This window comes from Nonomuraea sp. 3N208 (genome assembly GCF_052245935.1).
Lineage (GTDB): Bacteria > Actinomycetota > Actinomycetes > Streptosporangiales > Streptosporangiaceae > Nonomuraea.
The window spans coordinates 57,051-71,773 of sequence record NZ_JBQQBR010000012.1; the positions used below are offsets into that span (position 1 = coordinate 57,051).

At 70.1% G+C, this 14,723-nt stretch carries 14 protein-coding genes; 13 read left to right on the forward strand and 1 reads right to left on the reverse strand.

Annotated elements, in window-relative coordinates; all coding sequences use genetic code 11:
* Positions 1-16: 16 nt before the first annotated feature.
* A complete protein-coding gene (locus tag ACTWPT_RS19550; protein WP_443178850.1) occupies positions 17-817 on the reverse strand; it encodes an N-acetylmuramoyl-L-alanine amidase in 801 nt (266 codons plus the stop codon).
* A 236-nt stretch (positions 818-1,053) separates the two neighbouring features.
* On the opposite strand from ACTWPT_RS19550, the gene ACTWPT_RS19555 reads away from it, so the two are divergent.
* From ACTWPT_RS19555 to ACTWPT_RS19615, 13 genes are all read left to right on the forward strand, one after another.
* Positions 1,054-1,686 carry a GOLPH3/VPS74 family protein gene (locus ACTWPT_RS19555; protein ID WP_443178851.1) on the forward strand — a complete coding sequence of 211 codons (633 nt, stop codon included), beginning with the start codon at positions 1,054-1,056 and terminating at the stop codon, positions 1,684-1,686.
* Between the two features lie 65 nt (positions 1,687-1,751).
* Entirely contained in the window at positions 1,752-3,221 is a 1,470-nt protein-coding gene (locus ACTWPT_RS19560) for an APC family permease (protein ID WP_443178852.1), read from the forward strand.
* Between the two features lie 21 nt (positions 3,222-3,242).
* On the forward strand, positions 3,243-3,857 hold the full coding sequence (locus tag ACTWPT_RS19565; protein ID WP_443178853.1) for a GNAT family N-acetyltransferase: 615 nt from the start codon (positions 3,243-3,245) through the stop codon (positions 3,855-3,857).
* Between the two features lie 192 nt (positions 3,858-4,049).
* Positions 4,050-6,563 (forward strand): glycoside hydrolase family 9 protein, encoded by a 2,514-nt coding sequence (locus ACTWPT_RS19570; protein ID WP_443178854.1) that lies wholly within the window; start codon positions 4,050-4,052, stop codon positions 6,561-6,563.
* A 75-nt stretch (positions 6,564-6,638) separates the two neighbouring features.
* Positions 6,639-6,962 carry a PadR family transcriptional regulator gene (locus ACTWPT_RS19575; protein WP_443178855.1) on the forward strand — a complete coding sequence of 108 codons (324 nt, stop codon included), beginning with the start codon at positions 6,639-6,641 and terminating at the stop codon, positions 6,960-6,962.
* The gene (locus ACTWPT_RS19580; protein WP_443178856.1) at positions 6,959-7,870 is read left to right on the forward strand and encodes a hypothetical protein; all 912 of its coding nucleotides are present in this window, start codon (positions 6,959-6,961) and stop codon (positions 7,868-7,870) included. The genes ACTWPT_RS19575 and ACTWPT_RS19580 overlap by 4 nt, the downstream gene beginning before the upstream one ends.
* Before the next feature lie 33 nt (positions 7,871-7,903).
* A complete protein-coding gene (locus ACTWPT_RS19585; protein ID WP_443178857.1) occupies positions 7,904-8,569 on the forward strand; it encodes a hypothetical protein in 666 nt (221 codons plus the stop codon).
* On the forward strand, positions 8,566-9,456 hold the full coding sequence (locus ACTWPT_RS19590) for a hypothetical protein (RefSeq protein WP_443178858.1): 891 nt from the start codon (positions 8,566-8,568) through the stop codon (positions 9,454-9,456). Before ACTWPT_RS19585 ends, ACTWPT_RS19590 begins: the two co-directional genes overlap by 4 nt.
* Positions 9,453-11,192 carry a peptidoglycan-binding protein gene (locus ACTWPT_RS19595; protein ID WP_443178859.1) on the forward strand — a complete coding sequence of 580 codons (1,740 nt, stop codon included), beginning with the start codon at positions 9,453-9,455 and terminating at the stop codon, positions 11,190-11,192. The genes ACTWPT_RS19590 and ACTWPT_RS19595 overlap by 4 nt, the downstream gene beginning before the upstream one ends.
* Entirely contained in the window at positions 11,185-11,859 is a 675-nt protein-coding gene (locus ACTWPT_RS19600; RefSeq protein WP_443178860.1) for an ABC transporter ATP-binding protein, read from the forward strand. The genes ACTWPT_RS19595 and ACTWPT_RS19600 overlap by 8 nt, the downstream gene beginning before the upstream one ends.
* Entirely contained in the window at positions 11,859-13,037 is a 1,179-nt protein-coding gene (locus tag ACTWPT_RS19605; RefSeq protein ID WP_443178861.1) for an ABC transporter permease, read from the forward strand. Before ACTWPT_RS19600 ends, ACTWPT_RS19605 begins: the two co-directional genes overlap by 1 nt.
* Positions 13,034-13,261: a hypothetical protein gene (locus ACTWPT_RS19610; protein WP_443178862.1), complete on the forward strand. Its 228-nt coding sequence runs from the start codon at positions 13,034-13,036 to the stop codon at positions 13,259-13,261. Before ACTWPT_RS19605 ends, ACTWPT_RS19610 begins: the two co-directional genes overlap by 4 nt.
* Complete coding sequence (locus ACTWPT_RS19615) at positions 13,258-14,703, forward strand: pyridoxal phosphate-dependent decarboxylase family protein (protein WP_443178863.1); 1,446 nt, start codon at positions 13,258-13,260, stop codon at positions 14,701-14,703. The genes ACTWPT_RS19610 and ACTWPT_RS19615 overlap by 4 nt, the downstream gene beginning before the upstream one ends.
* Positions 14,704-14,723: the final 20 nt, after the last annotated feature.

A 14,723-nucleotide genomic window follows, 5' to 3' on the forward strand; every position in this document is an offset into this window, starting at 1 on the left:
CGCGCCCATGGCGCTTCTAGCTCAGGAAACGTTTGATTCCGTCGGCCAGGGAGGTCGCGATGCGCTGGCGGAAGGCGGGGTCGGACATCTTGGCCGCGTCGCCGGGGTTGCGCATGTTGCCGCACTCGATGAACACCGCAGGCCGCTTCGACAGGTTGAGCCCGCCCAGGTCGGTACGGGTCTCCAGCCCGTCGCGGGCGATGTAGTTGGCGTACGGCAGGCCGGTGCCCTTCCGGTAGGCGTCGCGTACGGCGTGCCCGAGCCGCCGGGACGGCTCGACGACCTCGTCGTTGTGCCCGGGGAGCAGCCCCGGCATGATCACGTGGAACCCGTGCCCGCTCGGCTTGGCGCCGTCGCCGTGGATGGACAGGACCGCGTCCGCCCTGGCCTCGTTGCCGATGGCGGCCCGCTCGGTGACGCACGGGCCGACGCCCTTGTCGTTGGGCCGGGTGAGCACGACCTTGGCGCCCATGCGCTCCAGGATCGGCTTGAGCCGGCCCGCGACGTCCCAAGTGAAGGCGTGCTCCGGGAATCCGTCATCGGTCTGGGTGCCGGTCGTGTTGCAGGCCTTGCGGCCGGTGATGATGTCGACCTGACGGTTGATCTCCTCCGGATGCGCGGCGTTGCCGCCGTTGTGTCCGGGGTCGAGCACCACGACCTTCCCGTCCAGCGCCCGCTCGGCGGGAGAGCGGGTGACGGGCGACTCGGTGGGAGACGCTTCGGCAGGCAGCGCCGTCTCGTGCGCGGTGGGCACGACGCCGCCGCACGCGGTGGACAGCGCGGCCAGCGTAGTGAGTGCCACGAGGTACGCGCGCATGGTCCCGACCGTACCGGGCGCTTGTCGGCACGCCCAATACCCGGCCGTCCTGGGCCATTCGCATCTCTTACCGGATAAATCGGCACATTGAGCGTTAATTCCGTCATTATCCTGACTTGCCATAAATGGGCCTACCCGGGCGATGACCTTCTTGATAGATATTTCCGCAGGCGGCTCCCTGCCGCACCACTAAGCCGGTCATCCCCAAAAAGCGATAGTGAGCGGACCGATTCAAGGTGCTTGCCGATGATTTCTTTCTCGTCGCCTGGGATACGACTGGCTCGGGCAAATCCCGCATGCACCTCCAGGGAATCGCGCTCGGCCTGGCCGGAGCCCTGATCGCGGAGCTGGTGCTGGCGCAGCGGATCGCCGTGCGCGGGGTGCGCCTTGGCGTGGTCGACACGCGGCCGGTCCAGGAGGACGTGGCCGACAATGTGCTGTCCGAAATCACGAATTCCGCACACCACACCGACGTGCGTACGTGGCTCGCGTATCTGGCACAACGTTCGGTGGCGGATGTGAGCGGACGGCTGGAGACGGCCGGGCTGCTCCAACGCGAAACCCCAAAATTACTCAAGCGCAAACAAGCCCGCTATTTCTCCACCGATTTCAGCCGCGCCATGTGGCCCGCGACGCGGCTGCGGCTGGGGCTGGTCCGGCGCCAGCCCCTGTCGCCGCCGGACATGGCGCTGGCGACGCTGGTGGACGCATGCGACCTGACCGACACCGTGCTCGACGAGCCGTCCGACCGCCGGGTCGCCCGCCAGTACCTGACCACGGTGCTGGCCGCGATGCCCCAGCCGCTCAGCGACCTGAGCCGCCAGGTCAGCTCGGCCGTGGGCGACGCCGTCCTTACGTACCGCATCTGACCGGCCCGACCCCCCGCAGAACGGCCCCACTGGAACGGACCCCCGAAAGGAACACGATGCGCACCGTGAAATCCGTCGTGCCCGACCCGATCACCGGCGCACTCGCCGCCGACCGGCTCGGCGCACCCTCGGTCGTCTACTTCGTCCTGTCCGCCGCGGCGCCGCTCACGGTCGTCGCCGGAGTGGTCACCACCGCGTACGCGATCACCGGGATCACCGGCCTGCCGATCGCGTTCCTCGTGGTGGGGATCGTCCTGGCGGTGTTCTCGGTCGGGTACGTCGCGATGGCGCGGCACATGGCCAACGCCGGCGCGTTCTACACCTACGTCGCCCGCGGGCTCGGCCGCCCGGCGGGCATCGCGGCCGCCTGGGTGGCGCTGATCGCGTACAACGCGCTGCAGGTCGGGCTCTACGGGGCATTCGGCGCGGCGACGAGCCCGCTCATCGAACGGTGGACGGGCGTCACGCCGCCTTGGTGGGTGGTATCGCTGATCGCCTGGGCGCTCGTGGCGGCGCTGGGCGTCATACGGGTGGACGTCAACGGCAGGCTGCTGGCCATTCTGCTCACCGCCGAGGTGGCGGTGATCCTGCTGTTCGACCTCGCCGACCTGGTCAATCCTGCGCCCTCAGGTTTCTCCATGGACGCGCTGTCGCCTGGCGCGTTGTTCGAGCCCGGCGTCGGAGCGCTGCTGGTGATCGCCACGCTCGGGTTCGTGGGGTTCGAGTCGTCCGTGGTGTTCTCGGAGGAGAGCCGCGAACCGCGGCGTACCGTGCCGCTGGCCACGTACTCGGCCGTGGCGATCATCGCCGGCCTGTACGCGCTGTCGTCCTGGGCGATGACGGTCGCCACCGGCCCGGCCAACATCGTGGCCACGGCGCAGCGCGACCAGGCCGAGACCATCTTCCTGCTCGCCGCCCAGCACCTGGGCGGCACGGTCGTGGACATCGCCAGGGCGCTCTTCGCGACCAGCGTGTTCGCGGCGATGATCTCCTTCCACAACACCACCGCCCGCTACTTCTTCGCGCTCGGCCGCGAGCGGGTGCTGCCTGCCGTCTTCGGCCGCACGCGGGCCCGGAGCGGGGCGCCCAAGGCAGGCTCCATCGCGCAGAGCGTGCTCGGGCTGGCCGTCATCGCGGTGTACGCGCTGCTCGGGCTCGACCCGCTGGTGCAGCTGTTCTTCTACGGCGGCTCGTTCGGCGGCTTCGGAGTGCTGCTGCTGATCTTCGTGACGTCCATCGCGATCATCGCCTTCTTCCTCCGCGAGCCGAGCGGCGAGACGATCGCGCGGCGGATGGTCGCGCCCGCGCCGGCAGCGATCGGGCTGGCCGTGATGGTGTGGCTGGCACTGGACAACTTCGGGACGCTGCTGGGCGTGCCCGAGGGCCATCCGCTCGCCTGGATCCTGCCTGCCGTCTACGGCGTCGCCGCCGTCGTGGGTGTGCTGTGGGCGATCATGCTGCGGGCCGGACAACCCGCGGTCTACTCTCAGATCGGGATGGGCGCCAAGGCGGCCTCCGCCCGGGACATCACCTGATCTGACGAGAGGGGATAGGCCATGGGAGAGACCTTCGTCATGCGGCCGGACATCCGGCGCGCGGCCGAAACGGACGCGGCGCAGGTGGCCGAGCTGATCGCGACCGCGTTCGCCCAGCTCAAGGTGGTGAGCTACCTCGTGCGCGACCGCAGGGAACGGCACAAGATCCTTACCGCCAACTTCCGGATCTTCGTGGATCACGCGCTCGAGCACGGCGAGATCCACCTCGTCGACGACGGTCACGCGGCTGCGGTCTGGTTCCCCCACACCGCGCCGCTGCCTGCCCCGCGCGACTACGACCGCCGGCTGGCCGAGTGCACCGGCGAGTGGGTCGAGCACTTCCGCGTGCTCGACGCGCTGTTCGAGGAGCACCATCCGGCGGAGCCGCACCACTACCTGGCGTTCCTCGCAGTGCACCCTGACCGGCAGAACCAGGGGCTCGGCTCGGCGCTGCTGCGCCACCACCACAGGCGGCTGGAGGGTGCGGCGGCGTATGTGGAAGCCAGCAGCACCGGCAGCAGGGACCTGTACGCGCGCCACGGCTACGAGGTCCGCGATCCGTTCGCGCTGCCGGACGGGACGCTGTTCTGGCCGATGTGGCGGCCCGGGAATGGCCGTGCGCCCGGCGGCCCGTGACGCGGAACGGCCTCGCCGGGTTGCGGCGAGGCCTTTCGGCCGACCGCCGCGGGGTCTAAGGACCTCACCCGATCGTGAAACTTTCACAGTCTTCGAGGACCGATGGTGCGCACCCGTTGACGCGGCGGCGGCGGGAAAGGAGGATCAGAAGGCTCTCATTGGGAGCGCTCCCAACCCCCCTAAAGGACCTCCATGACCCGATGCCGGGCCGCCTTACTGGCCCTTCTCACCATGGTCGCCCTGTCCCCCGCCACGGCGGCGCACGCCGCGGACGAGGGGCCCGAGCAGATCGTGAACGGCACCTTCGACACCGGAACCGCCCCGTGGTGGGGCACCGCCAACGTCACGCTCGCCGTCGACGAGGGACGGCTCTGCGCCGACATCCCCGGCGGCACCGCCAACCCGTGGGACGTCATCATCGGCCAGAACGACATCCCTCTGGTGGAAGGCGAGACGTACGCCTACGGGTTCAACGCCTCCGCGACCCCGGCCAAGGTCGGCAGGGCGCTGATCCAGCTTCCCGTGGACCCGTGGACGCAGTACCTGTCGGCCGCGCCCGAAATGAGCGTTTCGGGCAACTCCTACTCCTACACGTTCACCGCGCCCGTGTCGCTGCCGAACTCCCAGGTCGTGTTCCAGCTGGGCGGCAGCGCCGAGCCCTGGAGGTTCTGTATGGACGACGTGTCGCTCAAGGGCGGCGCGGAGCCCGAGGTCTACGAGCCGGACACGGGCCCGCGGGTCCGGGTGAACATGGTCGGCTACCTCCCGTCAGGACCCAAGAAGGCGACCGTGGTCACCACCGCGACCACTGCGCTGGACTGGGAGCTCAAGAACGCCGCCAACGAGACCGTTGCCCAGGGCACGACCACGCCCAAGGGCGTGGACGCCAGCTCGGGGCAGAACGTCCACACGCTGGACTTCAGCGGCTTCCGCAAGCCCGGCAAGGACTACACGATCACGGCGGACGGCGAGACGAGCCGGCCGTTCGACATCGACACCGGCATCTATGACCAGCTGCCTGCCGACGCGCTGAAGTTCTACTACACCCAGCGCAGCGGCATCGAGATCCTCGACAGCCTCCGGCCGGGGTACGGCAGGCCGGCCGGGCACGTCGGCGTGGCGCCCAACCAGGGCGATGTGAGCGTGCCGTGCCAGCCGGGCGTCTGCGACTACTCGCTGAACGTCAAGGGTGGCTGGTACGACGCCGGCGACCACGGCAAGTACGTCGTCAACGGCGGCATCTCGGTCTACCAGCTCATGGCCGCGTACGAGCGGGACAAGGCGGCCTTCAAGGACGGCCAGCTGAACATCCCCGAGAGCGGCAACGGCAAGCCGGACATCCTGGACGAGGCCCGGTGGGAGCAGGAGTTCCTGCTGAGCATGCAAGTGCCGGACGGCAAGCCGTTCGCCGGGATGGCGCACCACAAGATCCACGACCAGAACTGGACCGGGCTCCCGCTGCTGCCGCACCTCGACCCGCAGCTGCGCGAGCTGCACCCGACCTCGACGGCCGCCACCCTCAACCTGGCCGCGACGGCGGCGCAGGCGGCCCGGTTGTTCGCCCCGTACGACGCCGCGTTCGCCGCCAAGAACCTCCAGGCGGCCCGCAAGGCATGGGCGGCCGCCAAGGCCAACCCGGCCAGGTACGCCGACCCGAACGACGGCACCGGCGGCGGCGCCTACAACGACGACAACGTGACCGACGAGTTCTACTGGGCGGCGGCCGAGCTGTACCTCACGACGGGCGAGAAGGAGTTCAAGGACTTCGTCCTGGCTTCGCCGCACCACACCGGCGATATCTGGCGTGATCGCGGCTTCGACTGGGGCAACACGGCCCAGCTCGGGCGCCTGGACCTGGCGACCGTGCCCAACGGGCTGCCCGACCGGGCGCGGGTGCGGCAGTCGGTGATCGAGGGGGCCGAGAAGTACCTGGCGATCCAGAAGGCGCACCCGTACGGCCTGCCGTACAACCCGCCGGACTTCGACTGGGGCTCCAACAACCTGGTGCTGAACAACATGGTCGTCATGGCGACGGCGTTCGACCTGACCGGGCAGGAGAAGTACAGGTCGGCCGTGCGCGAGGGCATGGACTACATCCTCGGCCGCAACGCACTCAACCAGTCGTACGTGACCGGCTACGGCGAAGTGGCCTCGAAGAACCAGCACAGCCGCTGGTACGCCCACCAGCTCGACCCCGCGCTGCCCAACCCGCCGCGCGGCACGCTGTCCGGCGGCCCGAACTCCAGCATCCAGGACCCGCTCGCGCAGCGGCTGCTCCGGGGCTGCAAGCCGCAGTTCTGCTACATCGACCACATCGAGTCGTGGGCGACGAACGAGCTGACCATCAACTGGAACTCCCCGCTGGCCTGGGTGTCGGCCTTCCTGACCGACAAGGGCGAGCGCTCGGACTGCCGGGTGCGCTACACCGCGCACGGTTCTGGCACGTTCACCGCCCAGGTCGTGATCGAGAACACCGGCAAGCACACCGTGGACGGATGGAGCCTGCGCTGGTCGTTCCTGAGCGGCCAGCGGGTCCGGCAGGACTGGGGCGCGGAGCTGTCGCAGTCCGGCTCGGTGGTGACGGCCAAGAGCCAGAGCAAGATCAGGCCGGGCAGGTCCGTGACCTTCGGTTTCACCGGCACGAACCCATGGGGCCCCAACCCGGCGCCTGAAGTGTTCCACCTGAACGGCGGCCGCTGCCGATGATCGATCGCCCGGCGGCCTGCGGGCCGCCGGGCACAGGCATTGCCGACGCTCCGTTCAACGGAATAATGTCAGCGCATGCCGAGGGGAACGTCTGAAGTCAGCGAGCCGATGTACTTCGTGCTCACCGCCCTACGCGCGGGGCCGCTGCATGGACACGCGATCAGCAAGTCGATCAAGGAGCTGTCGGGGGGCCGAGTCCAGCCGTCGGTCGGCACCCTCTACGGCATCCTGGAACGCCTCAACGAGCGCGGCGTGATCGCCGTGGACCGCGAGGAGGTCGTCAACGGCCGCAACCGCCGCTACTTCAGGATCACCGACGAGGGCCAGGCGCTGGTGGAGGCCGAGGCCAGACGGATGCAGGCGGCCGCGTCGCTGGTCCTGCGGCCGTCCATTCCATGACGGCCGTCGAGCCGGCCCACCCCTGGACGGCACTGGAGCGGCGGTATCGCCGGCTGCTGCTGGCCTATCCGCGGCAGTACCGCGCCACGCACGGCGACGAGTTGCTCGACGTCCTGCTGGAATCCGCTGAGCCTGGCCGGACCGTCCCGGTGCTCAAGGAGGCGTGGGGCCTGCTCGCGGGCGGCGTACGCAGCCGCATCGCACACCAGGCGTCGGGCAGCGCCTGGGCGGACGGCCTGCACCTTGCCGTCACGGCGATGGCGGCGGCGAACCTGGCGGCGCTGCTGCCGTACGCGGGCGCGCTGCCGCTCTGGACGCTGCTGTCGACACTGACGCTGCTGGCCGTCCTGCGGGGATGGATGGTCGCCGCGCTCCCGCTCACCCTCGTCACAGCCGTCAAGGCGGTCGCGCTCGCGAGCGGTGAACAGCCCTTCGACGTCACCCTGCTGCCCGTCTACCCGTCGTGGCTCGGCGGGCGGGCCCTGTTCGCGGACAGCAGCCCGTTCACCGTCGCGGCCGAATATGCGGCCGTGCTGATCGGCCTGTTGGTGCTCGCCTCCCGACGCCAGGCACCGCGGGCCAGATCATGGTGGTGGGCCGTGGCGATCGTGCCCGCCGCGTGGGCCGGGCCCGAATGGATGGCCGAGGAGACGGCGTTCCCGCTCAGCCTGAGCAGGATCGCTGTGGAGGCGGCGGCGTTGGGGCTGGCCACGGCGAGCGCCTACCTGGCGCGCGATCACCGGTGGGCGCTCGCGTCGGGCGTCTACCTGCTGGTGACCTCCAGCGGGTTCGTCATGCATGCCGAGGAACTGACCCGGCAGCACCTGGCGTACTGGGGAGTGCTCTTGCTGCTGACCCTGGCCTCGGCCGTAGCCCCCTTCAGACCGCGGCGACACTGCCTGGATTGACCATACTCCGTTAAACGTAGTACCGTCCTTGCCATGCTTAAGCGATCGTGTCTGGATCTCGCTGTGCCCTGCCTCGTCTCGGCGGCGCGCTGCTCCGCCGCGGCGGATACGCCGCCCGCGCCCAAGGCGACCGGCGGATCGGACAAACCCCGCCTGATCCAGTCCGCCATGGCGGACTGCATGAAAGGCAAGGGCTTCAAGTACGTTCCGTGGATCCCCAAGCAGGACATCCCGGAGGAGTCGCGCAAGTCCGGGCTTGGGGACTACGAAGCGATGAGGAAGGAGCGCGCGGAGTCGGGCTTTGGGGTCTTCATCAACCTGGCCGACCCCAGTTTCTACAGGGACCGGGCAATCTGGCGCGAGTCCGCGGCCATGGGCGACTGCCTCAAGGGCAAGGGGTATCGGGTCGACTCGCTCAGACCATCGGACATGCACATCCGGGGCTGGGAGGAGTTCGAGGCCCAGAAGCGGCAGATCGCGCTCAACGATGACCTGCCCGAAGGGCGCGACATGAAGGGCGACCGGGGATATTACGAGCCGCGCTTGCCCGTGGCCGCCGCGAAGCAGTACCTGGCCAAGGAGGTCAAGGCGGCCCTCGACGACCTGGAGTGCGGCAAGGACTTCTACGCCACGTACCTGCCGAAGTTCAGGCAGGTCGAGAACCGGGTGTCGGTGGAGTTCGGAGGGAGTGGGCTGTGAGGGCGATGGAGAAGGCATTCCTTGCCTTGGCCGTGCCGGTCCTGCTCAGCGGCTGCGGGGGCGCCGCCGAGCGCGCGCCGCATCCCCCGACCGCCTCGGCCGGAGACAAGAAGCACCAGCTCGAAGCGGCCAAGGCGGACTGCATGAAGCAGAAGGGCTTCAAGTACGTCGCGTTCGTGTCGAAGCAGGAGTGGCCCCTGCAGGATGACAAGCGCAATTCCGGCGACTACTCAGCAATGCGGAAATTTCGCGAAAAATATGGGTTTGGCGTATTCGCCATGCACGTCTACCCCAAGGAAATGGGCAACCCGGCCGTCAAGCCCGACAACCCCGAGATCAACCCCAACTGGGAGATCCAGTCCTCACTGTCCAAGACCCAGATGAGCGCGTACCGGAAGGCGAGCGACGCCTGCACGGTCACGGCGGTCAAGCAGGTGCTCGGCTTGGACGTGAAGTCGGACATGGACTACTACGCCCAGATGAGCAAGGCCTCCACCCGGGCGATCGAGAGCACCCTCAACTCCGATCCCCAACTGGTGGAGCTGGCCTCCGCCATGGCCACGTGCCTGAAGGGCAAGGGCTACTCCATCTCCGACACCACACCGAAGGCCATGTCCGAAACGGGCTCGAAGCAGTTCATCGATCAGGAGGACCGGCTGGGACGCGCGCAGCGTGACGACATACCCGATGTCCCGCCTCCGGTGAAGGAGGGCGAGATCCCGATGAGGTACGCGCCGACGCTCACCCCCGAGGAGGCCAGGCCGTACCTGTCCAAGGAGATCAAGGCCGCGCTCGACGACCTGGAATGCGGCAAGGACTTCTACGCCGCCTACCTACCGAAGGAGCTCGTGATACAGAAGCAGATCGACGAGCAGTTCGGCATGTGACGACCCTCATGACCTCACCACGCAAGCTACTCATCACTGTCATGGCGGGCGTCGTGGTCGTCGCCGGGGTCGGCTGGGCGCTCAGCACGCGGCTGCGTTCCCCGGCCGACGAGGCCGCCCGCCGCGCCGCGCCCAAGCCCTCCCTCATCACCGCCGCCGTCGAGCGCCGCAAGCTCACCAGCACCGTCGTGGTCAGCGGCACGCTGGAGTACGGCTCGCCACTGCCGATCAGCCTGGCCGGAGCCGTCGGCGGCACGTCCGAGCTGCAGCGTGCGACCCGGGCGCCACGCAAGGGCCGGCTCGCGGAAGGCGCGGTGCTTATGGAGGTCAACGGGCGCCCGGTGTTCGCGCTTCGTGGCTCGGTGCCGATGCACCGCACGATCACCCCTGGCGCCAAGGGCGACGACGTCGAGCAGTTGCAGCGGGCGCTGCGCCGGCTTGGACACGGCGGGCCGCGCTCCGGCGTGTTCGACCGGGCCACGATCGCCGCCGTCACCAGGATGTACGCGGCGAAGGGCTACGAGGCCCAGCAGCCGTCGTTGACCGACCGGCAGACGTACGACACGCTGCGCAAGACCGTGCAGACGGCGCAGGAGACGCTCGCGACCGAGAAGAAGGCGCTCGACCAGGGGCGTGACGTGCTTCCGCTGAAGCTCAAGGTGCGCAACGCGAAGGCCGACCTGGCCGCGGCGCAGCGGGGGCTGAAGCAGGCCGAGTCGCGGCGGCTGACGCCCGAGGACGAGACCAAGCTCGCGGCGGCCGACGCGGCGGTGCGGGCGGCCGAGGAGAAGCTGCTGGAGGCCGAGCAGGCGCTCGCCGCGGCCAGGAACCCGCCCACCAGCACGCCTTCCGCCGCCCCCGGGACCACCGCCCCGCCGTCCACCGCTGCCGACACGCAGTTCCTCGAGCTGCGGGTGGCCAACGCCAGGGCGGATCTCGCGGCGGCCCGCGCGAGCCGTGACCGGGTTCTCGAGGAAGCCGAACAGGCCCGGGAGGCCGAACTGGAGGAGCTGCGCAAGGCCGTGCGGACCGCACGGGAGGCGCTGGCCACCGCCGCGCAGGCGCTGCGCCAGGCCAGGCAACTCTCCCCGACCCAGCTCAAGGTGGCCAACGCCGGGAAGGACGTGGCGGCGGCCAAGGCGATGCTGGCCGAGTTCGCGCGTACGTACGGGACGGTCGTCCCGCCCGGCGAGGTGGTGTTCCTGCCGAAGCTGCCCGCGCGGGTGGACAAGAGCGAAGTGAAGGCGGGGCAGCGGATCGAGGACGAGATCGCGACCGTGACCGGCTCCTCCTTCATGGTGACGGGCTCGGTCGACGCGGCCGAATCCGAGCTGCTGCGGCCGGGTATGGAGGCGATGATCGAGCTCGACACGGGCAAGACGTACCAGGCGCGGCTCACCGCGGTCGGCGAGCCGGCCAGAGTGCGAGCCGCGAGCGCCGAGGAACCCAAGGACGGGGCGCAGCCCGTCTTGCTCACGCCGGACTCGGCGAAGGGCCTGCGGGCGGGGACCGCGGTGACGGCGAAGGTGACGGTGGGCGCGACCAAGGAGCCCGTCCTGGTGGTGCCGGTGGCCGCGGTGATCACGGGAGCCGACGGCAAGGCCCGCGTGCGGGTCGAGTACGCACCCGACCAGACCAGGGACGTCGAAGTGCGCTCCGGCCTGGCCGCCGACGGGAATGTCGAGGTCACCGGCGCGCTCAAGGAAGGTGACCGGGTGGTGGTCGGGGATGGCTGAGCCGGTCATCGAGCTGCGGGGGATCAGCAAGACCCATCCCGCGCAGCCACCGGTCACGGCGCTGGACGACGTCTCGCTCCGCGTGGACCGGGGCGACTACCTGGCGATCGCCGGCCCGTCCGGCTCGGGCAAGTCCACCCTGCTCAACGTGCTCGGCCTGCTGGACCGCCCGAGCTCGGGCAGCTACCGCCTCGACGGCGCCGAGACCACGGCGCTACGCGACGCGGCCAGGACCAGGCTGCGCGGCGACCGGATCGGCTTCGTCTTCCAGTCCTTCCACCTGCTCTCCCACCGCAGCGTGGTGGAGAACGTGATGCTCGCCGAGATCTACTCCAGACGGCCGCGCACGGGCAGGAGGGAGCGGGCCCTGGTGGCGCTGGAGCGAGTCGGGCTCGGCCACCGGACGGGCTTCCCGCCCGACCGGTTGTCGGGTGGCGAGCGCCAGCGCGCGGCCATCGCCAGGGCCCTCATGGGCGAGCCGTCGCTGCTGCTGTGCGACGAGCCCACCGGCAATCTGGACAGCCGCAACACCGCAGCCGTGCTCGACCTGTTCGACGAGTTGCGCGCGCTGGGGCTGACCCTGGTGGTGATCACGCACGAACGGGAGGTCAGCGAACGGGCCGCACGGCGGGCCCGGATCACCGACGGCGTGCTGGCGGAAGCGTGATGCACGTACGCGACCTGGCCGGCGAGGCCCTCGCGGGGCTGCTCGCCAGACCCGTGCGGGCGGCGCTCACCACGCTCGGCACCGTGCTCGGCATCACCACGCTGGTCGTCACGCTCGGCGTGGCGGCCACCGCGGGCAACCAGATCGTCGGCCGCTTCGACGAGCTGGTCGCCACCGCGATCACGGTCGAAGTGCCGGAGGCGGAGCACGTTCCGCTGGTGGAGTGGGACGCGATCGACCGGCTGACCCGGTTGCGCGGGGTGGAGTCGGCCGCCGCCGTGGCCGAGTCGAAGGACAGCGCGAACCTGTCGGTGCGCTCCAACACCATCGTTGATCCCACCAGGGTGACCACGCAGACCCTGACCGTGCTGGCGGCGACGACCGGACTGCCGGAGGCGGCACGCGGCAGGATCGTACGGGGCCGCTTCTACGACGCCGGGCACATCAGGCGGCGCGACCGGGTGGCGGTGATCGGCGACCAGGCGGCCAGGATGCTCGGGATCACGAGACTCGACCAGGCGCCGGCGATCTTCATTGGCGGGCACGCGTACACCGTCATCGGCATCCTGGGCGAGCTGCGCCGCGAGCGGAACCTGAGCACCGCCGTGATCGTGCCACCCCCTGTGGGCCGCCGCTTCGGGCTGCGCGACGTCACCAGAGTGCTGGTCAACACCAGTCTGGGCGCCGCCGGGCTGATCGCGGGGCAGGCCCCGGACGCGCTGAGCCCGGGGAACGGCGACATGCTGCAGGTGATCGCCCCACCCAGCCCCACCAGGGCACGTGACCAGGCGCAGGCCGACGTCAACGCGTTGTTCCTGATCCTCGGCCTGGTCTCGCTCGTCGTCGGCGCGGTCGGCATCGCCAACGTCACGCTCGTCACGGTGATGGAGCGGGTCGCCGAGATCGGCCTGCGGCGCTCACTCGGCGCGGCCAGGCGGCACATCGCCGCCCAGTTCCTGCTCGAGTCGACGTTGATCGGGCTGGCGGGCGGGGTGATCGGCGCGAGCCTGGGCGTGGTGACGGTCGTCGTCGTGTCCGCGGCCAAGCAGTGGACGCCGCTCCTCGACGTGCGCCTGGCACTCGCCGCGCCCGTCGCGGGCGCCGTGGTGGGGCTGCTGGCCGGACTCTACCCCGCGCTGCGGGCGGCCAGGATGGAGCCGGTGGACGCGCTCAGATGATCCATTCGCAGCCGCCGGGGGCGGACTTCATCGCGTACCGGCTGGCCTACAAGGGGCGGCACGCCACTCGCTACACGCTGCCCGCGAGCTGGCGGCCCGTGGTCCGGCACCTGGACAAGATCATGGGCGCCGGACTGAGACCATTGACCGGGAGAGCGCGGCGGAATTATGTTCGGTCGTTCGCCGTCTCGTGCACGGCCGCACCACGAAGGAGCCCCCCGTGAACCTTCCCCTGACCGGACGGACCGCCGAGGACCTGCTGGCCGAGGTGGCCAGGATGAAGGAGCACGACTTACCGGTGCGCGGCGGCCAGGTGACCGCCTACGTCTACGACACCGGGCGGGCCGAGGTCAACGACGCGGCGGCGCGGGCGTACTTCGAGATGCTGGAGGTCAACTGCCTCGACCCGACCGCGTTTCCCAGCGTGGTCGAGATGGAGCGGCAGGTCGTCGGCGCGGTCGCCGACGTGCTTGGAGGCGGGCACGGCATCTTCACCAGCGGCGGCACCGAGTCGATCATGCTGGCCGTGAAGGCGGCGCGCGACCTGGGCGGGCGTTCGCGCCCGAACCTGGTGGTCCCCGTCACCGCCCACCCCGCCTTCCACAAGGCCGCTCACTACCTCGGTGCCGAGGTCGTCGCCGTGCCTGTGGACCTGGACACGTACCGGGTGCGGGCGGCGGACGTCGAGCAGGCGATCGACGACGACACAATCCTGGTCGTCGCCTCGGCGCCGTCCTACCCGCAAGGCGTGATCGACCCGATCGAGCAGGTCGCCGCCGTGGCGTCGGCGGCCGGCGTCCCCTGCCACGTGGACGCGTGCGTGGGCGGGTGGCTGCTGCCGTGGCTGCGTGCGGCCGGCGCGGCGATCCCGCCGTTCGACCTGTCCGTGCACGGCGTCACGTCGATCTCCTGCGACCTGCACAAGTATGGGTACGCCCCCAAGGGCGCCTCAGTCGTGCTCTTCGCCGACCCCGCGATGCGCCGCAAGGCGTACTTCGCCTCGGCCGGCTGGCCCGGCTACACGATCATCAACGCGACCGTCCAGAGCTCCAGGTCGGCGGGCCCCCTCGGCGGCGCCTGGGCCACCCTGCAGGCGCTGGGCCGGCAGGGGTACGAGGAGCTCGGCCGGGTCACGCTGGAGGCCACGACCAAGCTCCGCGAGGGCATCGCCGCGATCCCCGGGCTGCGGGTGCTGGGCGAGCCGGAGTCGTCGCTGGTGGCCTTCACCGGGGACGGAATCGACGTGTTCGTCCTGGCGGACGAGGCCCGGGCACGGGGCTGGTTCCTGCAGCCGCAGCTGTCGTACGCGGGCATCCCTGCCAACCTGCACATCACCGTGACCGGGGTGATGCTGGCCGGGGTCGACGCCATGCTCAAGGTGATCGCCGACTCGGCCGCCGCCGCCGCGGAGCGCGGTCCCGTCGTGTTGCCCGACGGGCTGGTCGAGCTGGTGGCGGGCCTGGATCTGGAGGCGCTGGACGACGCCACCTTCGCCGAGCTGGCCGCGTCCGTGGGAGTGGACCTGCGGCCGGGGGCGGGGCAGCCGGAGATGGCGATGGTCAACGCGGTCCTGGACGCGCTTCCCCCGGCCGGCAGGGAGGCGGTGCTGGTGCGCTTCCTCTCGGTGATCTACGGCTCTGGGAATTCGACCTCTAGCCATCCTTGATCGTCATACTAACGGTATGA